We start from the raw sequence: 23,181 nt of genomic DNA, 5'->3' as shown, positions 1-23,181 counted from the left end.
TCGATGTCGTCTAAATCAAATTCATCTTCTTCAGCCAGCTCCGGCTCTGCTGTTGCTTTATCGCCAGCTTCATCAAGCAGACTGTCAATATCGTCTAAATCAAATTCGTCTTCTTCAGCCAGCTCTGGCTCTGCTATTGCTTTATCGCCAGTCTCATCAATTAAACTATCGATGTCGTCTAAATCAAATTCATCTTCTTCAGCCAGCTCCGGCTCTGCTGTTGCTTTATCGCCAGCTTCATCAAGCAGACTGTCAATATCGTCTAAATCAAATTCGTCTTCTTCAGCCAGCTCCGGCTCTGCTGTTGCTTTATCGCCAGCTTCATCAATTAAACTATCGATGTCGTCTAAATCAAATTCGTCTTCTTCTGCCAGCTCAGGCTCTACAGTCGCTTTATCGCCAGCTTCATCAATTAAACTATCAATATCGTCTAAATCAAATTCGTCTTCTTCTGCCAGCTCAGGCTCTGCAGTTGCTTTATCGCCAGCTTCATCAATTAAACTATCAATATCGTCTAAATCAAATTCATCTTCTTCTGCCAGCTCTGGCTCTGCTGTTGCTTTATCACCAGCTTCATCAATTAAACTGTCAATATCGTCTAAATCAAATTCGTCATTATCGCCGTCATTCTTATCTGTCGGTTGATTACTACTTTGTTCATCAATCAATGCATCAATGTCAAAATCATCACCTTCATCTGCTAACTCTTCACTGAGTGCTGCTAAGTCATCATCTGAATCAAGCGAGTCATCTAATTCAGCAGTCGGTTCATCGCTGTCATTAGCAAATAAATCATCTAGATCTGCTGCACTTAAAATATCGCCATCATTGTTGTCGGCTTTAATATCTAAATCAATGTCATCACCTAAGCTATCATCATCTGCTTGATCAAAATCTTGCTGCATGAAGATATCAAGTTCATCATCTTCTTTAGCTTCGTCACTTTCATCAGAAAATACAATGTCGTCGCTCAGTAAGCCATCTAATTCGTCTTGATTTAATAAACTGTCACCATCCTCAAACGCATCATCAATATTGTCATCAAAAATAATATCGTCGTCATCTGGTAAAATATCGTTCTCAAGATCATCAAGCTGAATACTTACATCATCGTCTTCTTGAACTGGATCTGGAATAATTGGATCAAGTGATGGTCCTAAGTCAACATCATCCTCTGTTGTATAACTAGGGCTTTGTGGTAAAAATTCGTCATCATCTGTGCTTTCATCTTCTTTATTACGTTTACGTAAAAACATCACGATTGCAAAGATGATCAATAACGCTGGAATTGTCATTAATAAAATAAGAACTAGCGGATTGGCTAACAGCCCAGCAAAGTCAAACTCACTAGTCTCTTCGAGCTTTTTTGCTTGTTGTTGCTCTATAATTTCGTTCTGTTTTGCAATCAATTCAGAAAGTTGGCGTTGAATTTCACTGTCTTTACCAAGTTGCTCACGAATATTTTCAAGCTCTTTAGACACACCAGTTAACTGTTGCTTTAATTTATTGTTTTCAACTAAAATTTCTTCGACATTATCAACTGACGACTTGAACTGCTTTTGTAATTCAACAAGCTGACTGCCCTGTTGGGTTTTAATGCTGTTGATTTCTTGTTTTAATTCTTGCTTAGCTTCATCAACATCCACTTTGCGTGCTTGAGTTACTTTGGTTTGTGAAGCAGTAATTTCGCTGTTCGTAAGCGTGCCATTTTTCTTTTTTTCCCATAGCTCATCATCTTGCTCTGAGCGCTGTTTGGCAAGCTCCGGGCTTACTGCGCGGATATCGGCTAAGGTAGGAATTTTTAAATACGCACCATCGCGCATATGATTGAGATTTTGATCTAAAAATGATTGCGGATTTTTTTCATATAAAGCCTGCATAACCTGATAAATACTGACGGAGTTATCTGGTCGCACTTTTGCAGCAATTCGCCATAGCGTATCGGTTGGCTTTATTGGCCCAATAGAACGCCCTTGAACGCCATAATCAACGCCTTTAGGGCCTTTAAGTTGGCCACCGTCTTGGGAGTATATCGGTGTTACCACCAATGCAGACGCTAATAAGAGGAGTGTAGCTAAACCGCGCATGCTGATCCTTTAATGTTTAAATGTTAACGCAGCGCCATTAAATTAGACGCTTAAACATTGATTATTTCTTGCAGAAATAACGTACATAAATAAATAGTTAATTAAGTCTTTCCTGCAAGCTCTATTCCAGTTGCAAACTATAAACCAGTTGCGGCTTAATATCCATCGCAACACTTTGATACGTAATAGCTTAAACTTTATCAGCTGGAAGAATTTTTTATCGTTAAGATTAAGTTTATACGCTTTTAGCAGCTATGCGGCAATTATTTGGCAGTTAAAAAATAAAAAAGCGACAAACTGCCGCTTTTCTTACTTTTAATTAAAGATAGTTCGCTATCAACTCTTCAGCTATTTGCACGCTGTTCGTTGCGGCCCCTTTACGGGTATTATCACTTACAACCCACATATTTAAACCATGCGGATGTGAGATATCTTGACGTAAGCGCCCTACATACACAATGTCATTACCACTTGCATCCGTAACCGGGGTTGGGTAATCCCCTTCGTCTTCTATAAGTTCAAGCCCTGGCGCGTCATTAAGTAACTGTTTTACATGTTCAAAGTCGTAAGGCATACGTGTTTCAATGTTAATCGCTTCTGAGTGACCAAAAAATACCGGAACTCGTACACACGTCGGATTAACAGCAATTGTGGTATCACCCAGAATTTTATGGGTTTCGTTAACCATCTTCATTTCTTCACGGGTGTAACCGTTATCTTCAAAAACATCAATTTGTGGGATAACATTAAACGCCATCTGCTTTGGAAATATTTCGCTATCTACAGGGCGTGCATTCATTAAATTAGCAGTTTGTTTTGCAAGTTCATCAACCGCTTTTTTGCCTGCACCCGATACTGCTTGATAAGTAGATACATTAATACGATCGATGCCGTATGCATCATAAATAGGTTTTAATGCCACCATCATTTGAATAGTTGAGCAATTAGGATTAGCAATGATATTGCGATTTCTAAAATCAGCAAGGCTTGCTGCATTTACTTCTGGCACAACCAGTGGTATTTCAAAATCATTTCTAAAGTGCGAAGTGTTATCAATTACTACACATCCTGCATCAGCGGCAATAGGTGCGTATTTTTCTGACACACTGCCACCAGCAGAAAATAAACCAATATGCGCTTGGCTAAAGTCAAACCCTTCAACGTCCTGCACTTCAATAGTTTCACCACGAAACTTAATATCTTCACCAGCGCTGCGACTACTTGCCAATAAAAATAATTGATCAACAGGAAACTTACGATCTTCTAACGTTTCAATAATTTGGCGACCAACAAGACCTGTAGCGCCAAGTACGGCAACATTATATTTTTGTGACATGTGTATTCCTCGTTTAACAGCCGCCATTGTGGCCGCTGTTTAAATTTTAAGTTATTCGACTACGAAACCAAGCCCTTGCAGCAAAGGCGAATATGCGCCTGCACCTAGCACTTTGACTGTGCTAAATTCACGTCGAATGGGGTAGTTTTTACGTAAGCTATCAAACCCTTCACTTGCTAAGTTGCATCGCAAAATACCATCATCACGACGCACATCGTAAACCAGATGGATCAACTGACCTAAATCAGCTTCGCTAAAGGTTTCTTGTAATGTAACTTGGGTAAACGCGGGCACTGGTAAAAAATCAGCTAATGCTTTGCCTGTTTGCAAACCTTTAAGCTCGCACAACTTTTCATAGAGCATTTGCGTGCCACGTGCTTTACCCTCTAAGGTATGGCCTGCGATATGGACACTGGCATAACGCACAAACTCAAGCAATTCAGTTAATATAGAAGGTTCGTTTTCCCATACATCTAATACCACATCGAGCTTGGCACCACCGCGCATAATTTCCAGTAGAGCATGATTATCGACCACATCGCCGCGACTGGCATTAATCAAAATAGTGCCAGGTTTAAGCGCTGCTAAACGCGCTTTGTTCATTAAATGCAAGGTACTATGTTTACCGGTCGTTACTAACGGCACATGGAAAGTGACGATATCCGCTTTACTCAACAACTCATCAATATCTGTATGCTCGGCTAATTGTCCCGCTTCATGCTTAGGTGGATCGCATACTAATACAGTGACATTAAGCGCGGCTAATTTATCTCGCAAACAGCTACCAATACTGCCCACTCCGACAATCCCAATGGTTTTGTGTTCCAAGGTGCAGGCATTTTCTTGGCACAGTGCAAACAAGCTACTGATCACATATTCAGCCACAGCAACGGCATTACAACCAGGTGCGCTCGTAAATGCAATATCACGTTGTTTGAGTAAATCAGTATCAATATGATCAACGCCGATTGTCGCCGTACCTACGTAGTGTAATTTATTAGCATGTATTAACAGTGCTTCATTTACTGAGGTTACCGAGCGAGTTAATAATACATCAACATCAATTAGCTGTTCGCTTTGTAATGTGCGACCATCAAAACGCGTTACTTCACCAAAATCAGCAAAATATTGCTCAACAAGTGGCATGTTTTGGTCTGCAAGAATTTTCATTAACAAGTCCAGTAAGCACTAAGAGCCGCTATTGTAACGAACATAGCCGACTTTGAAAACGAAAAAGCCGAGCAAGTTGCTCGGCTTTAATTGTAATGTGGCTTTTTAATTAGCCTTTATATTTACTCATCACTAACGTGGCGTTAGTACCACCAAAACCAAAACTGTTAGACATAACAGTATTTAGTTCAACGTCTTTACGCTCAGTGATAATGTTTAAGCCTGCAGCTTGTTCATCTAGCTCATCAATATTGATTGAAGGCGCAACAAAGCTATGCTCTAACATCAATAGTGAGAAAATAGCTTCATGCACACCAGCGGCGCCCAGTGCATGGCCTGTCATTGCTTTAGTCGCGCTGATCATCGGTGAATTACCACCAAATACTTCTTGAATTGCTCCTAACTCTTTTACATCACCTACTGGTGTAGATGTACCGTGAGTGTTTAGATAATCAATGCTGTCAACGCCTTGCATTGCTTGACGCATACAACGTGCAGCACCTTCACCTGATGGTGCAACCATGTCATAGCCATCAGATGTTGCGCCATAGCCAACAACTTCAGCATAAATGTGTGCACCACGTGCAAGCGCATGTTCAAGTTCTTCAACAACAACAATACCGCCACCACCAGAGATAACAAATCCATCGCGGTTAGCATCATAAGTACGAGAGGCTTTTTCAGGCGTTTCGTTATATTTAGTAGAAAGTGCGCCCATTGCGTCAAATTCCATTGCCAATGTCCAGTGAAGCTCTTCACCGCCACCGGCAAAAACAACGTCTTGTTTGCCTAATTGGATTTGCTCAACTGCGTTACCAATACAGTGTGCAGAGGTTGCACATGCTGAACTGATTGAGTAGTTAACACCTTTAATTTTAAATGGTGTTGCTAAGCATGCCGATGTTGTACTGGCCATGGTGCGCGGAACCATATAAGGACCTACACGTTTTACGCCTTTTTCACGTAAAATGTCAGCCGCTTCAACCTGCCATTTAGATGAACCACCACCGGAACCCACAATGATACCCGTGCGCTCATTTGATACTTGATCATCAGATAAACCAGAATCTGCAATTGCTTGTGCCATTGAGATATACGAATACGCAGCGGCATCGCCCATAAAGCGCATTGCTTTACGATCAACAAACTCTTTAACGTCAATATCAATTTTGCCAGATACGTTACTACGTAACTTATATTCAGCAAATTCTGGGTTAAAAGCGATTCCGCTCTTACCTGTTTTTAACGATTCTAATACTTCTTCTTTGTTGTTACCGATGCTTGATACAACACCGATGCCCGTAATAACGGCTCTTCTCATGGGTAATTACCTTAGCTTGATACTAAATTGTGTTCTATTTTACGCTGAAACTTACAACGAAGTGGTCAGCTTTCTAGCGTACACTTGTACTCTGAACCTCTAGCTTATAAATAACGCCAGACTATTTCAAAGAAAACACGTAAAATAATGAAAAAAAGTACTCATTAATTGCATGCCATGATTAAAAACGCTGAAATTCACTTTAATAACTTAGGTACACCCGTTGCAGACAACTTTAACGATGTCTACTTTTCGAACGATGATGGCCAAGCTGAGTCTGATTATGTGTTCTACCAGCAAAATAATATGCCTCATCGATTACAAAATCATGACCGTGCACATTTCGTTATCGCTGAAACTGGTTTTGGTACTGGTCTTAATTTTTTAAATACATGGCAACAATTTAAAAATAATCTAACCAGTAGGCAACATCATAGTCAAGAAGTTCACAACCCAGCACAACAAAATGTGCAGCGCTTACATTTTATTTCTTTTGAAAAGTATCCGATTAAAACAGACGATCTGCAAAAGGCATTGCAAGTATGGCCTAGTTTAGCACCATTGAGTAAACAGTTACTTGCTAAGTACCCGATTAATTTGGCTGGTTGCCATCGTCTTGAATTTGATAATGGTCGAATTATACTCGATTTATATTTTGGCGATGTGCAAGAATCACTCGCAGCTATAAGCTACCCGCAAACAGGTATTATCGATGCATGGTATCTAGATGGCTTTGCACCGAGTAAAAATCCCGAAATGTGGCAGCCAGCCTTATTTAATTCAATGGTGGATATTTCTCGTAGTAATGCCACGTTCGCAACCTTTACGGTTGCAGGTGTTGTACGTAGAGGTCTTGCTGATGCAGGGTTTGCGGTACAAAAAATCAAAGGTCATGGCAAAAAAAATGAAATGCTGATTGGTTCTTTAGCCCATGCTAACCAAGCACAATCGGCGCCACCTTATCTGGCTCATCAGCAAAGTTCACTTAAAAACGTCGCTGTCATTGGCGGAGGAATAGCCAGCAGCGCTATTTTATACAGCTTGGCGAAACGTGGGGTTAACAGCCAACTTTTTTGCCAAGATCCCCAACTCGCGATGGGCGCATCTCATAATGTGCAAGGTGCGATTTATCCGCACTTACAAGCAAAAAACTCCCCGCACAGTGAGCTTTTTGCGCACAGTTTTTTATATGCGAAACGACTTTATCAGCAACTCACTGAGAATGGCTTTCACTATGATCATCAATGGTGCGGCGTATTACAACACGCGATCAAACAACCCTTAGTTGAGCGCCATCAAAATATTGAACATAAACAGCTGTGGCCAGATGAACTCATGCACGGCGTAACGCCTGAGCAAGGTGATGAAATTGCTGGTGTAAGTACAGGCTACTCTGGCGTATATTTCCCGTTAGGTGGATGGGTTAACCCACCACAATTAGTCAGCGCTCTGTTCCAACAAGCCCATAAACTCAAACCAATTAAAAGCCATTTTAATTGTGATATCGAACAACTTGAGAAAACCCCGCAAGGCTGGCTGCTATTGAGCCAAGGGCAACAGTTTGGCCCATTTAGTGACGTTATTGTATGTGCTGGTGAGCACAGCGACCGTTTTGTACAAACTCAGGCTCTGCCAATTGTTGGCGTGCGTGGTCAAGTATCCCATGTACAAGCAAGCCCGGCATCACGTAAACTAAAAACCGTGCTATGTCATAAAGGCTACTTTACTCCTGCTTATTTAGACCATCACTGTATGGGCGCAACATTCGAGAAAAACTCAAAAAGCCGCGCAGTCAAAGACCAAGACAATCAAACAAATCGCGAGCAACTGCTTCACTTTTATGGACAAACCGACTTTGCCAGTAGTCTAGGTGAGATCACGGCAGCTAAAGCCGCTGTACGTTGTAGTTTTATTGATCACCTCCCTATGGCCGGAGAATGGCCGCAGCAAAGTGATTATATTCACGCGTTTGCTAATTTACGCGCAGGGAAACGCTATCAATATCAATCCTTACAAAAACCACAACAAGGACTACACATACTCACAGGCTTTGGGGCTCGTGGCTTATGCAGTGCGCCCCTGTGTGCAGAACAATTAGTTGCTGCACTTAACAATGAACCACAGCCTTTGAGTGAACGAGTAAGCCAAGCGATTCACCCAGCCCGCTTTATTGTAAGAGATTTAATTCGAAATAAAATTTAACTTAGCAAAAATAGCGTGTAGGAACCGATGTGATAAAAATAATAACACCACTGATGTTAGCAATAAGCCTAACCTCAGTGACTTGCGCTGCAAATTTAGACAGCGTTCCGCTACCAGCTGATTTTAAGTACTCATTACAAATTGCCGATGACTACCCACTGATACAAACTGGCTATGTTGCTCAGTCGATTACAAAAGTGAGTGCTTTTTATCAACAAGCTTTAGGTAAGTCTGAGCTTATTATCGGTGATAATAAACGCCGAACGTTGTTTTATACCATCGACAAGAAAACCGTGCGGATCAGCTTATATGCTCGTGACTACCGAACCGAAATAGCGATTATGATCACGCAACCATAATCGCTTGACGGCGAACTGATCTGAATACGTATGCATAAAACAAATTGTTAAGCTTATAGCAAAAGCACCAAAGCAAAACGAGGCCCGATACCGTGAGACCCGAAGCTAATGGCTTAAAGGTGATCACTATCTTAAATACCCTAATTTATTTCCGATGTTAGAAGGTAATCGCTTGCCCAAGAAGCGGATCATCTTGATAAGACAGTTAAGCAGCTCAATGATCTTGAAAAAGGCATTGTGGCTAAACTTGGGTTGTTTAAGTATTAAATGCAAAAACGGCTAGAAGGCTAGCCGTTTTATTTACGCTTTAATGACTCCTAAAATTGATATTGGAACCCTAGCGCCCATTCATTTACATCATTTTCTCTTAGCTTATAATGGCTATAGTTAATTGAAACATCTGTATTTTCAAGCACTGGATAAGCTAATTGCCCGCCAAAATAAGGGCGTGTATTGGTGTCACTATATGTAATTTTTTGCCCCGTAGATGAGCGGCTATCGATTGAATAATGATAATGGAAAGCCCCTACAAAAACCTTACTCTTAACTTGGCCCAACAGCGGAAATACATAAGCTGTTTGTATCGCAGGTCCTTGTGACAATACCGGCACGGTTTGTGATACATTCAATTGCGCATTACTTGGATCAAGCGTATCTCCAACAAAGGTCATACTACCTTCACCTAAGTTGATATAGCGTACGCCAAATTGCCAATTAGTCGCTAACGAATAAATCCCACCTATTGACCAACTAATATCGGTATCATCGTATTCAGTATTCGCTAATTCGACTGATTGATCAGTTGTGGTGGAGCCTGCAACGGCCGCATAACCAATCGTGCCATCCATAGACCACTCACCAGCTAGTACAGGCTGACTGACTACCACAGCCGTAGCGAGTAAAGCCCATGGCGTCAGTTTTGATTGGCGACGTATAAAGACTAACCCAATCATTAACAACACCATGGTGCTGCCTAAACTACCTGATGAGCTATTTTTAACCGTGGTGGTTGTATAAGCTTTTACGGTCACTTTTACTTCTCCTTTTGCTTCAGCACCTTTACTGTCAGAAACTGTATACTCAATAAAATCAACACCTTCAAAACCTGCTTTGGGCTGGTAATTCAATGTGCCATCGTTATTTATAGTGACTGTGCCTTGCGTAGCTTGCGCGCTTATTAAACTAAGTGCGTCGCCATCCGCATCGCTATCATTGGAGAGCACATCAATAACTATTTGCGTGCGGTCATTGGTGCTTGCAGTATCACCAATAGTTGTTGGGGCACTGTTTACTACCACACTAACAGTCGCTGTACCAAAGGCTGTTCCACCTTTACCATCAGACACACTGTAGTTGATCGTTGCAGTACCAATAAAATCAAGTAATGGTTGATAACTAAGTTGATTATTAACGATTGCTACCTCACCAAAATCAACACTTGCACTGGTGAGCGTCAGTACATCATTATCTGCATCGCTATCATTACTAAGCACATCAATAACAATACTATTACCTAGTGCAATAGTTACTTGATCTGATTGTGTAACAGGCGCGCTGTTATTACTACTCATAACGCTAACGCCGCCTGGATCAACAATTTGACCATTCGCTATGCCATCAGCATCATTGATACCACCATCAGTTATGCGTAATTGTACACACCAGTCACCTTCTTTAAGCCCTTCTTGCCACAGCTGACTATTTGGTGAAGGGCAATACCCTTGCTCACCTTGAGTAGAATAGACCTTATCGCCGTTGCTGGTATTAAAGTCAATCCACTCATTATTGATAAGCTTTCTATAAATCGCCCCCGCTGGTATTGGCATTCTTTGCGGAAGCACTATGTGGTAGTTTTCACCTTTTTGCTCCATGGCGGTTACTATAAAGCTAAAGTAACCACCAGAGTTATCCATCCCAACATCTGCAGGCAATTCATTTTCAAACAATTGTGCTGCGCCACTGCTATTTTGTATGCTTGAGAATGCTTTTCTTAAACATGCTCCCGCATCCCCCTCGACAAGAAACTGCGCTGACTCATTTACTTGCTCAGGTAATACATTACATTCATTAATATTATCCAAATAATCAGGAATACCATCACGGTCATTATCTTGTAGACCTTCGATATTGTCTGGTATTAAGTCATTATCAGTATCGGCAGTTGTTAACTCAGGTAACTGAGCTACCACTTCAACATAACTGGTCACTGTAGTTGATAAGCTATCCACAGCGTCATCTGTTGCGGTTACTGCTATTTCATAAATACCAATATCGAGTTCAGCTGTAGAGAACACAAATGTATCAGCCGCATTACCTAGATCAACAATCCGTTCATCTGCTGCTTGCCAACTAAATGAAATATTATCTCCAGGGTTATTATCTGTTGCCAACGCTGTAATTGTTACGAGATCGTCACTGGCTAAAACAAATGGCCGAGGCTGATTATTTTGCTCCGTTATCGTAACTAAGCTTGGTGCTATATTACTCTCTGAAATAGTCATAATATTAGAGGCTTGCGCGCCAGTATTAAGGCTATCGTCAAGCGTTATAACAATTGTTTCATCCGCTTCAATCTCACTATCTGCAAAGACTCTAAAGTTGATCTCACCAACGAGGCCTTGTTCAATAACCACTTCACCGCTGATTAAATCATGATCATCTGATGTTGCGGTTCCAGATACGCTGTAAGGTACAGTGACAGGATAACTTGCCGCTGGTCCATTCAAGTAAACCCGAGTGGTATAACTTTGATCCTCAGCAACAACTTTATTTTTACCTAGTGATATTTGCGGGTGAACCATTACTTGCTGGCTAGCAGTTGTGGTTTTACCATTACTGTCTATCGCTTGCCAATACACTTGATGTACGCCTGGCGTAAACAACATACTTTGATTGATAGTAGTAACAGGTAGAGGGTTTTGCTCGCTATCAAACGCAAGAGCTGTACCCAACTTAACTCGAGTAAACAATCCTGTTGCATCAACATTCACAGCAGCTGGAGGTGTAATGGTTGGTGCATCCGCTTGGCTATCAGTAAAGTTAATATAAGCAAACCCTGTGCTTTGTGCTTGCGCTGGGTCGGCAATAATATACTCAACTTTAATAGTGCCTTGGGTACTTGCGCTAAATTGATAGACAAGCTGCTGGTCAACAATACTCACTGTACCCACTGACGCCCTAGCACCAATAATTGTTATTACATCACCATCAACATCAGTGTCATTCGCCAATACATCAAGTATATAACGGCCGCTTTCAGTTCGCGCTAAGTCAAAGGTATCTTCCACAGCGACCGGTTGATCGTTTACTGACTCAACAGTAATTAACGCCGTAGCTATAGCTGAACTTGCTTTACCATCAGTCACTAAATAGCTAAAGGTGTCGCTACCATGATAATCAGCCTGTGGCTGATAACTAAATACCGTTCCTTGCACCGTTAAGCTACCAAACTGTGGCTGAGTGACCACTTCTATAACTAAATTGTCGTTATCACTGTCACTAACTTGAGCACTAACACTGAGATTATTATCTTCTTTAACGCGCATTACCATATCATTAGCAACAGGCGGCGCATTTACATACGTTACATCAATACTAAATGGGTTAAGCGTACTGCTTAACTGCCCATCGCTTACGGTGATCAAAATATTGCTATATAGACCAACATTATCTCGCGTCGGTATACCACTTAATGTACCACTTGTGCTATCAAACGTTGCCCAACTCGGCTTGTTCGCAATCGTCAATGATAAACTGGTATTATCAATATCTGACACAATTGGCGTAAATGAGTAACCTGTATCTTGCGCGATTGATGTTGCAGGTGAACCGCTGATTGTTGGTGCATCGTTAACATTCACTACTGTCAGTGTAAATGGGGTTAAACTTTGGCTTGCAATCCCATCCGTTACACTCACCGTGATGCCTGCATAACTTCCTACATCTGCATTGCTTGGTCTGCCTGATAGCTCCCCTGTGGTGGTATCAAAGTTCAACCAACTTGGTTTATTTTCAATACTGAAGCTGAGGTTATCGCCATCATTATCTGTCGCTAGTGGTACAAAGCTATATAAGTCATTTTCATTAATAGCTAAGCTTGGTACTCCAGTAATCACTGGCAAATCGTTAATACTATTAATCGTTACTGACACTGTGCTTGGTGCTGAATCAAGTAATCCATCATTCGCTATATAGCTAAACTGATCGTCACCAAAGTAATTTGCACTGCCTTGATAAGTAACTTGCTCACCTGAGATAGTCGCAGCGCCATGAGTTGGTTGACTAACGATTGTATAAGTTAATCTATCACCATCAACATCACTACCGAGTAAGTTCATAACGACTGGCATGTCTTCATCAGTAACGCCAGTTTGTAGACCCACAATTGGCGCGTCATTAACTGCGGTGATAACTAACGATACCGGGGTTGTTGTTGAATCTAACTGTCCATCATTAACAACAAAACTAAAGCCATCACTGCCGTTATAATTAGCGTTTGGCGTATATAACCAACTATCATTACTTTGCTGCACAAGCGAGCCATGTAATGCGCCTTCATCAAGACGATAGCTTAGATCATCGTTCTCAATATCTGAGCCAACTAAGGTGATCAAGACGCTATTATCTTCAGCAAGTATTAAACTTTGCGGAATACCTAAAGGTGCATCATTGACTGGGTTCACGGTCATGGTGACAGTAGCAAGGTTAGATATCGCGCCATTGCTGTCTTTAACTGTGTAAGTAAAGCTGTCGTCACCATAGTAATCTGCATTGGCGGTGTAAATGATTGCCCCCGTTGCGGTTACTTGAGTTTGCCCATTGCTTGGTGCACTGACAACCGTCACACTGCTCACATCTAAGCTGTCGCCGATATCAACATCACTGTCGTTACCCAATACGTTGACTTCAAATGAACCTTCTTCTTGCAGTTGGGCGGTGTTATCTAGCGCCACTGGTGCGTCGTTCACGGCATTAATGGTCAGTGTGACGGTCGCTGGGGTTGAGCTTAAGCCTTCGCTGTCTGTTAATGTGTAGGTGAAACTAAATACCCCATTCACATCTTGGCTTGGCACGATAGCTAAACTACCATCTAGGTTAACGCTGACTGTCGCAAAGTCGTACATGCCCGCCCCCGTGCCTTGGTTTTCAAGGCTTACGTTGGCAGCATTAAAGCCACCGTCTTCTACGTCTGAGTCGTTTGCTAAAATAGCTAACGTTGTTGCGGTATCTTCATCAGTCGTCACTGCATCATTAGCAACAACGGGGCGGTCATTCACTGCACCAATATTTACCGTAACGGTTCCTGGCAGTGACACTCCGCCTTCGCTGTCAGTAATGGTGTAGGTGAAACTGTCTTGCCCTGTAACGTTCGCATCTGGGGTATACACAAAGGTGCCCGCGGCTTGGTCAAACACCACCTGCCCTGAGCTTGGCGCTCTGACTAAGTTAATCGTGCCCGTTGGGATGGTGTCTTCCACATCACTGGCCAGTGAACGCACATTGGTCACTGCTGATGCGGTGTCTTCATCCACACTTAAGCTGATAGCTTGTACCTCAGGGAGGTCGTTCACTGGGGTAATGGTGACTGTCACTGTCGCCGCTGTTGAGGTGTTCAATGCCGCATCTTTTACCGTATAAGTAAAAGTGTCTGTCCCCGTTACATTGCTATTCGGTGTATACGTGGCAATGCCATTGGTGATACTTACCGTGCCTTTACTCGCGGGTAATACGATGGCCGCTGAAGCGACCACTAGGTCATTTTCTGCATCACTGTCATTCGCTACCAAGCTAAAGTTCACTGGCGTGTCTTCTGCAGTGGTGGCACTGTCATCCATGGCAACCGGTGCATCAGCAACCGGCGTTACCGTAAGTGTTACTGTCTGTACCGCCGATAACGCACCTGCGCTATCACGAACTTGGAAGGTGAAGCTGTCGCCGTGGTTTTCACTGCCGTCATGTTGATAACTAAAGCTACCATCACTATTTAAGCTGACACTACCAAATTGTGGTTGACTGACCAGCTCTGCGCTGAGTGTGTCGCCTGCATCATCATCGCTGGCGTTACTTAATAACCCGTTTGCAAGTGCCACGGTTAAAGTCGCGGCTTCATCGAGGTTAAACGCGAAGTTTTGCCCTACCGGCGCATCGTTGGTGTTGGTAACCTCTAATGTAAATGGCGTTAAACTGGCGCTATCTGTGCCATCGTTAACACTGATAGTAATAGCCGCGTAGCTGCCTACATCCTGGTTCTGTGGCGTGCCCGCTAATTCGCCCGTGCTGGTGTCAAAGCTTGCCCAACTTGGCTTATTAATGATGCTAAAAGTATGGGTATCTTGCGTATCGCTGTCTGTAAGGGTGGGTATAAAACTATACGCTGCATCTTCAGCTGTAGTTGTACTTGGTGAACCACTTAACACCGGTACGACATTATATTTTTTAGTTACTGTGGCAGTTACTGCTGCGCTGGCATTGCCTGCGGTGTCTGTAACTATTGCTGAGAACGTTAACACTCCCTCAGCCAATGTTGTAACATCGATACCTGTAATTTGCTGCGTAACAGCACTAATCGTTGCGTTACCAGTAACAGCATTACTGCCATCACTTACCTGGTAACTAAGCGAACCACTTCCTTCAAGCCCAGTAAAACTAACACTCATTGCAGATTCGTTATCCGCATTAATTAAGCTTTGATCAACGCTAACTGCATGCCCAGTTGGGGTGGTATTATCTAAAGTAATTGAGCTGGTCGCCGCAGGTGAAGTATTCCCTGCACTGTCAGTTTGCGTTACCGATACTGTTAAAGTGCCGTTATTAAGTGCACTTATATCTAACTCATTGCCGCTAAGCGTCCAATTACCACCACTACCAGCTGTAACCGTGGCATTTACACCGCCAATATCAACCTTAACTGCAGCGCCTGATTCTGCCCCAGAGCCGGTTATCAATACACTATCATCTTCACTAGCGTTAACTATGCCATCGACTTCGATTGGCGTATTAATAGTAACAACTGGCGGTGCACTGTTATCCAAGGTTATCGTCGTCGTTGCCGCTGGAGAAATATTACCCGCGCTGTCAGTTTGCGTTGCTGATACCGTTAATGTGCCATTATTTAATGCACTGATATCTAACTCATTACCACTGAGAGTCCAATTACCGCTGCTATCAGCAGTCACGGTGGCATTTACACCGCCAACATCAACCTTAACTGCAGCGCCTGATTCTGCCCCAGATCCTACAATTAATAACGCATTATCTTCAGCAGCATTCACAATGCCATCAACAGCGATCGGCGTTGTGATAGCCAATGCATTTGGCGCAACATTATCTAAGGTTATAGTGGTTGTAGCTGCAGATGAAATATTTCCTGCGCTATCGGTTTGCGTTGCAGATACTGTTAATGTGCCATTATTTAACGCGCTAATGTCTAATTCACTGCCATTAAGTGTCCAGTTACCGCTGCTATCAGCTATCACAGTTGCATTTATGCCGCTAATACCCACTGTCACTGTTGCGCCAGCTTCTGCTCCTGACCCTGTGATCAACACAGCATTGTCTTCAGCCGCATTTACAATACCATCTACTGCAATCGGCGTTGTAATAGCCACCGCATTTGGTGCGATGTTATCTAATGTAATTGAAGTTGATGCAGCCGTTGAGATATTGCCCGCATCGTCGGTTTGTGTTGCCGAAACTGTCAATATGCCATTATTTAGAGCGCTGATATCCAGCTCATTATCTGATAATGTCCAATTACCACTTGAGTCTGCGGTAGTCGTTTTAGTAACCCCACCGATACTCACAGTGACTGTTGCACCTGACTCTGCTCCCCCGCCTTGGACTAATACATCATTATCCTCCGCAGCGTTAACTTTACCATCCCCCTCAATAGGCGTAATAAAGGTTGGTGCGTTTGGTGCTTGGTTATCCAACGTTATTGTTGTAGTTGCAGCTATTGAGATATTACCTGCGCTATCGGCCTGAGTTGCCGAGACCGTCAGCGTACCATTATTCAGCGCACTGATATCCAGCTCGTTGCCCGATAATGTCCAATTACCACTTGAATCTGCAGTGGTGGTTTTAGATATACCATCAACATTTACTGTAACTGTTGCACCTGACTCTGCGCCAGATCCTTGCACTAGTACATCGTTATCTTCAACAGCATTAACTTTGCCGTCGCCTTCAATTGGCGTAGTAATCGTCAATGCATTTGGCGCTTGATTATCCAACGTAATTACTGCGGTTGCCGTAGTCGAGGTGTTACCCGCCGCATCACTTTGTGTGGCGCTGACGGTGAGCGTGCCATTATTAAAGCTGCTTACATCAAACTCACTACCACTGATAGTCCATGCCCCAGAGCCATCAGCCGTTACGGTACGTGATAAGTTATTCGCGCCATCGCTGATGGTCACACTGACGCTGGCATTAGCTTCCGCCCCGGAGCCGGTGATCACTACGTCACTGTCTTCCGCTGCGTTAACTTTACCATCGCCCTCTATCGGAGTGGCTATTGTCGGTGAATTCGGTGCTGCGTTATCTAAAATCACTGAGGTGCTGGCTGCGCTGGAGGTGTTACCCGCCGCATCAGATTGTGTCGCGCTGACGGTGAGCGTGCCATTATTAAAGCTGCTGACATCAAACTCACTACCACTGATAGTCCATGTACCTGCGCCATCAGCCGTCACAGTCCGTGATAAGTTATTCGCGCCATCGCTGATAGTCACACTGACACTGGCATTGGCTTCTGCGCCAGAGCCGGTGATCAATACACTGCCATCTTCTACAGCATTGATCCGGCCATCAACCTCAATCGGGGTGCTTATCGTCAAGGCATTCGGTGCTGCGTTATCTAAAATCACTGAGGTGCTGGCTGCACTGGAGGTGTTACCCGCCGCATCACTTTGTGTGGCGCTGACGGTGAGCGTGCCATTATTAAAGCTGCTGACATCAAACTCGCTACCACTGATAGTCCATGCCCCAGAGCCATCAGCCGTCACAGTACGCGATTGGTTATTCGCGCCATCGCTGATAGTCACACTGACACTGGCATTGGCTTCTGCCCCAGAGCCGGTGATCAATACACTGCCATCTTCTACGGCATTGATCCGGCCATCAACCTCAATCGGGGTCGTTATGGTCAAGGCATTCGGTGCTGCGTTATCTAAAATCACTGAGGTGCTGGTTGCACTGGAGGTGTTACCCGCCGCATCACTTTGTGTGGCGCTGACGGTGAGCGTGCCATTATTAAAGCTGCTGACATCAAACTCACTACCACTGATAGTCCATGCCCCAGAGCCATCGGCCGTCACAGTCCGCGATTGGTTATTCGAACCATCGCTGATAGTTACACTGACACTGGCATTGGCTTCCGCCCCAGAGCCGGTGATCAATACACTGTCATCTTCTACGGCATTGATCCGGCCATCAACCTCAATCGGGGTGGCGATCGTCAAGGCGCTTGGTGCTGCGTTATCTAAAATCACCGCGGTGCTGGCTGCGCTTGAAGTATTACCCGCCGAATCACTTTGTGTGGCGCTGACGGTGAGCGTGCCATCATTAAAGCTGCTGACATCAAACTCACTACCACTGATAGTCCATGCCCCAGAGCCATCGGCCGTCACAGTCCGTGATAAGTTATTCGAACCATCGCTAATGGTCACATTAACCGTAGCGCCAGAGTCAGCGCCGCTACCTTGTATAAGCACATGCGCATCTTCCACAGCATTGATCCGACCATCTACTTCAATCGGGGTGGTAATACTCGGTGCACTCACGTTAGTATCAATGGTTATTGTAGTACTCGTTCCATTGGTAATATTACCAGCAGAGTCCGTCGCGCGTGCCACAATAGTATGCGAGCCACTCGTCATTGCTGAGCCTACGGTGATACTCCACACCCCACCACTAACAACAGTACTGCCTATTGAGCCATCAACACTTGAAATAAGAGTAATAGTGTCGCCTGTGGTGCCTGTACCTGTAAAAGTGGGTGTTGTATTATTGGTTATATTATCTGTACTCGAAGAACCACTATCACTGGCTGCTGTTAGATCGGCTGCGCTCGGTGCGCTCGGCGCGGTTGTGTCAATTGTCACTGTAAGTGCGCTTGAACTACTACTTACATTACTTGCTGAGTCTGTTGCTTTTGCTGAAATAGCATGGTCTAAACCGGCAGTTAAAGTGCTAGTGGTAATTTGCCAATTGCCATCGGTCGCTATGCCAGACCCGATTACAGTTGCTCCAGCACCAACTTGGTCGCTGTAAAGACTAACTGTTGAACCGCTCTCAGCAGTGCCACTAAATGTTGGCGTGGTATCGTTGGTAATATTATCCGTAGTAGATAACCCTGAATCAGCAGCCGCATTTAAATCAGGGGTAGATGGCGCACTTGGCGCAACATTATCATTTACCGTTATAGTAAACGCTTTTTGAAAAGTTGTTGTTGCATCGTTACTTTGTACGCACACAATGTAACTTCCTGCACTAAGTGCAGCTTGCGTCTGAATTAAGGTGCCACTGATCTGAAAACTGCTATTGTTTGTGTCAGCGCTACATGTACCGTTTACACTTGCGCCTGAGCTTACAAACGTATAACTATGACTGTCGGTGGTATCTACATCTGAGGTAGTAAGCGCCCCTATATTAGCACCAGGTCCAGTTGATGATTGATTTATACTTGCCGATGAAAGTGAAATATCCGTTGGGGCATCATTTTGCCCAGTAATATTCACTATCGCTTGATTTGTACCCGCGCTGTTTGCTATCCCATCATTAAAGACATAATCCAAAGTCACTGATGATGATGGAGATTCGGAACTATTTTGATAGGTAATGCTTTGTAAAACTGAGTCAACAATTGCAGATGTAGCATTAGCATTAAAGGTCAGTACCAAGGTACCTGAGGAGTTAGTCGTTACCGTTCCGAATGTGGTCGAATTATAAGTAAACGTATTGCCCTCAATTAGCGCGCCCAATAAGTTATTGTTCGCAAAAACATCTTCAGTACTCGCCCCACCGTTTCGAGTAATGGTTAAACTAGCATTATTATAATTACCCATCGCGCCATTAAGGGCATCGAGCTCAGTATCAGCAATAGTTACATCAGAGTCGATAACAATCACAGAGCCATTTTCAGTAAAGGTCGCACCGCCATTCAAGCTACTAAATACGGGAGCGCTATTTGGCTCAACAAAAGTGATTATGGTATCGCTACCACTGTCAGCAACGCTAAAAGCTAAACTTGAGCCTGGTGAATTACTTAACGAGAGCGTAAGTTCAGAAATATTAAAATCGGTGGCATCTGTATCAACTTCTAATGTGCTAGCGCCATTAAATCGCACATTTGCACTTGAAAGCCCTGTCACACCAGTAATCGTTAAGGTATCGCCTACGGCTAGATCGGTGATGGTATCCCCTGATAATTGTGATGCACTGCCAACAAAATTATCGTTACCTGCATTGCCCGTCATCGAATCAGTACCACCGCCTGGGCGGATGGTATCTGCGCCGCTACCGCCAACAATAGTATCATCGCCATTAAAATTGCTGGCTGTAATTGTCAATATGTCACTGGCAAAGGCTGAAGCATTTATTGATAGGGCTGCTGTAATTTCACCGCCACTCGCATTTGACACTGATACTGCTTGACCATTGGCATTAAAGTTGTCAGTCAAGGTTATCGTGGCATTATTGTCAGTTCCTATTGCCACGCCTTCAACAGCAGACACTGAGGTACTGGTAAAATCAAACGCCCCACCATCCATCAGTTTCAGTGTTTCAGTGCCCGCACTACCCGTTATAGCAGTGCTAAAATTACCAATATTAGCGGCATCAATAGCCACTGTTGCGCCACTAGCTAACGAAAGAGTGCCTATATTTAAAAATCCACCGCCGCTAATGTCTGCACCATCAGTTACTTGTACTTGGTCGGCAACACTATTCTCGCCAATTAACGTGCCCGTGTATGCACTGTTACCAATTGCAAAAATTATGGCGTCGGTTGATGAACCAGCCGTAACATTAGTGGTCCCTGTTGATACGGTGATTGTTCTGGTATTTGTACTGTCATCAGCTACATCGTAGCTTTCAATACCAGTTAAGGTTGTGAAATCACCATCACCGGTGATAGTAATAGTTTCTGAACCTGGCGCTGTTATGGTGCCCGTAAAACTGCCATGCTGGCTGGCCGTCATCGATACTGACGCACCCGAAGCAAGTGTTAAATTAGTCACATTACTAATCGTGGCATTACTGATGTTTGCGCCGCTACTCATAGACAATGTATCAGCAACACTATTTTCGCCGGTAATTGTTCCCGTATAAGCTAGTGTGCCAATGTCAAAAGTAATGGCATCAGTTACGGAGCTAGCTGTTACTGAGTGCCCCGCGGCGCTAATAGATACTGTACGCGCGTTCGTGCTATCGTCATTTAATGTGTAGCTTTCAATTGCTGATACTGTAGCGAAATTACCATCACCTAAAATATCTAGCGTCTCATTACCACTGCCTGATACAGTGCCTGAGAACAATGCTAGCTGTGATGCAGCAATACTTGCTGAACCGCCACTTGCTACCGTCAAGTTTTCAAAGCCGCTAATCGTGGCGCCAAAAATACTGCCACCACTACCAATAGATAACGTATCAGTGCCGGTGTTGCCCGCTAAAATACCGGTAGCGCTAAGCGAGCCAATATTGAGAGTATCGTCGCCGGTGCTACCCGTAAGATTTTGCCCCGCAGCGCCAAGGGTGAATGTATTTGGTGCAGATAAAACATACGTTTCAATCGCACTGTTGCCTGTTAGTCCATCCGTTGCTGAGCTAATAGTTATCGTTTCTGTGCCTGGTGCTGTAAACGTTGTAAAACTATCGTGCTGTGCCTCAGTCATCAATACACTCGCACCACTGGCAAGTGTTAATGATTCAAAGGCAGATATTGTTGCACCACTAAGATCAGCACCAGTGCCAGCCTGCAATATATCGGTACCCGCAGCGCCGTTCAATGTACCTGTTACCGTGAAGGCATTAATATTAACGGTATCATCTGCGCTGCTGCCAGTTACATTTTGCGCTGCGCTACCAAGCGTAAAGATCATTGCAGCGCCAAGCACATAAGTTTCAATATCCGCATCACCCGTTAGCGTTTGATCGCCATCGGCACTAGCGATAGTAAATTGATTTGTACCTGTACCATTTATAGTAGTGAAACTGTCATGCTGCGTTTCACTTAATGTCAATGAACCATTGTTATAGGGCGTTAAGGTTTCAAAACCCGTTAAGCTTGTGAACCCAGTTAAGTCGCTCCCGGTAACAACACTGATTGTATCGGTACCGCCGCCGCCATCAGCCGTTGACCCTGTAATATGCGCTGCATTGTTAATATTTAATGTTTCATTATCGTCACTAAATGTAATTGCTGGGCTTAAATTTATACCGTTTAAGGTACTAAATCCAGCAGCGGCAGAACTCGCTGAAGTAATATTAGCAACCGAAATTGTCGCTGTACGACTTACACTATTTACAGTGCCATCATTAATTACCACTGTCACCGTTCTAGCAGTTTCATCGGGCGTATTTGAAGTATTATCGTAAGTGATATTCTGCAAAAAGGTAGCCACTTCAGCGGCCGTTACGGTTGCCCCTGTGATAGAAATTGTGTCTTGAAGTATAATATCCGCCGCAGACCCACCCGTGAGTGCGTTTTGCGCCGCAGCTGTTACGTTCAGGCCTTCTGAGGCGCCATTTTGATCGTTGGTTAATGCAACGGTTATTGTTGTTATTGTATCGCCATCACTATCCTCTGCACTAGCATCGGGCGCAATATTTACAGCACCACTACCTTCGGTAAATGACACTGAACTCCCTGTACCTGGAATCCCACCATTTAAATCAACAACAGGCGCTGAATTTGTAGAAGTACCTGTGGCACTCAAAGACACATTATACATACTCTCATTTGCATCAGTGTTGCTAATTCTTAAATTACCTGATATCCCACCAACTGTTGTCGTTTGTACAGTTACAAGTATCGTACATTGCATACCTGAGCTTAATGTTTGACCATTCGTAGCACATGTACCGCCTGTAATTGAAAAGTCGCTACTTCCACTTGTTATAGAAACAGCCGTAGTCGTTAAATTACCAGTGCCTTCATTTTTTACCGTAAAGGTTTTTGTTGTAGTTGCTACACCATCCGCTGCAACACTGCCAAAGTCTTCGCTTACAGTTGTCGATCCACTTTCTTCAACATCTATTTCTGGCGATGACCCACAAGCGCCAACACTACCACCTCTCAAAGTACAGCTAGAAGAGCTTACAGTGGTGCACGCCCCGCCTGGTAGGGTGCAGTTTGCACTTGCAAACACCTTTCTTATTAGTAAATCACTTTTTACTTGTGTATTATCGCCCTTAACAATACTTACTTTTTGTTCATTCGTTTCAAGTAATCCCTGCTCTTTTAAAAAGCTTAATGTATTATTTATATCTGGGTTTACTAAGTGTGATTGGGCTTTTTGCCCTCGACTAAATGTCGAAAATGGGCTTTTTGACTCTATACCAACTATTTCATCTTCAGTTTCTAGCGCTAACTTTTTTGAAAATTGTTTTAAATCTACAGCTTCATTTACTGTTTCTGCGTAAGCCCCGCTAGCTATTACTGCAGAAATCGCAACCCCTAAAAAAGTTTTATTTAAGCTTAAACGTTCCATG

General features: G+C 43.6%; 7 protein-coding genes. 2 read left to right on the top strand and 5 right to left on the bottom strand.

What is annotated here, in order from left to right; genetic code table 11:
• The 4 genes from H5186_RS02790 to fabB form a co-directional block, all read right to left on the bottom strand.
• Positions 1-2,087: FimV/HubP family polar landmark protein (locus tag H5186_RS02790; RefSeq protein ID WP_310737075.1), on the bottom strand; the 2,087-nt coding region annotated here is incomplete at its 3' end.
• Between the two features lie 319 nt (positions 2,088-2,406).
• Complete coding sequence (locus H5186_RS02785; protein WP_145241502.1) at positions 2,407-3,423, bottom strand: aspartate-semialdehyde dehydrogenase; 1,017 nt, start codon at positions 3,421-3,423, stop codon at positions 2,407-2,409.
• Between the two features lie 51 nt (positions 3,424-3,474).
• Complete coding sequence (locus H5186_RS02780; protein ID WP_182794097.1) at positions 3,475-4,593, bottom strand: 4-phosphoerythronate dehydrogenase; 1,119 nt, start codon at positions 4,591-4,593, stop codon at positions 3,475-3,477.
• 109 nt (positions 4,594-4,702) lie between these two features.
• The gene (gene fabB, locus H5186_RS02775) at positions 4,703-5,914 is read right to left on the bottom strand and encodes a beta-ketoacyl-ACP synthase I (protein ID WP_145241506.1); all 1,212 of its coding nucleotides are present in this window, start codon (positions 5,912-5,914) and stop codon (positions 4,703-4,705) included.
• Positions 5,915-6,091: 177 nt separating this feature from the next.
• Between fabB and mnmC the strand changes: the two genes are divergently transcribed.
• Together mnmC and H5186_RS02765 are read left to right on the top strand one after the other, a co-directional pair.
• On the top strand, positions 6,092-8,116 hold the full coding sequence (gene mnmC / locus H5186_RS02770; RefSeq protein WP_182740843.1) for a bifunctional tRNA (5-methylaminomethyl-2-thiouridine)(34)-methyltransferase MnmD/FAD-dependent 5-carboxymethylaminomethyl-2-thiouridine(34) oxidoreductase MnmC: 2,025 nt from the start codon (positions 6,092-6,094) through the stop codon (positions 8,114-8,116).
• Between the two features lie 29 nt (positions 8,117-8,145).
• Positions 8,146-8,475 (top strand): hypothetical protein, encoded by a 330-nt coding sequence (locus H5186_RS02765; protein ID WP_145241510.1) that lies wholly within the window; start codon positions 8,146-8,148, stop codon positions 8,473-8,475.
• A 317-nt stretch (positions 8,476-8,792) separates the two neighbouring features.
• On the opposite strand, the gene H5186_RS02760 is transcribed toward H5186_RS02765, so the two are convergent.
• On the bottom strand, positions 8,793-23,180 hold the full coding sequence (locus H5186_RS02760) for an Ig-like domain-containing protein (protein WP_182794096.1): 14,388 nt from the start codon (positions 23,178-23,180) through the stop codon (positions 8,793-8,795).
• Position 23,181: the final 1 nt, after the last annotated feature.

The organism is Pseudoalteromonas sp. SG41-2 (genome assembly GCF_014164535.1).
GTDB classification, from domain to species: domain Bacteria; phylum Pseudomonadota; class Gammaproteobacteria; order Enterobacterales; family Alteromonadaceae; genus Pseudoalteromonas; species Pseudoalteromonas rhizosphaerae.
Note: the sequence above shows the minus strand (reverse complement) of the source record. Positions and strands in the feature narration are given on the sequence as shown.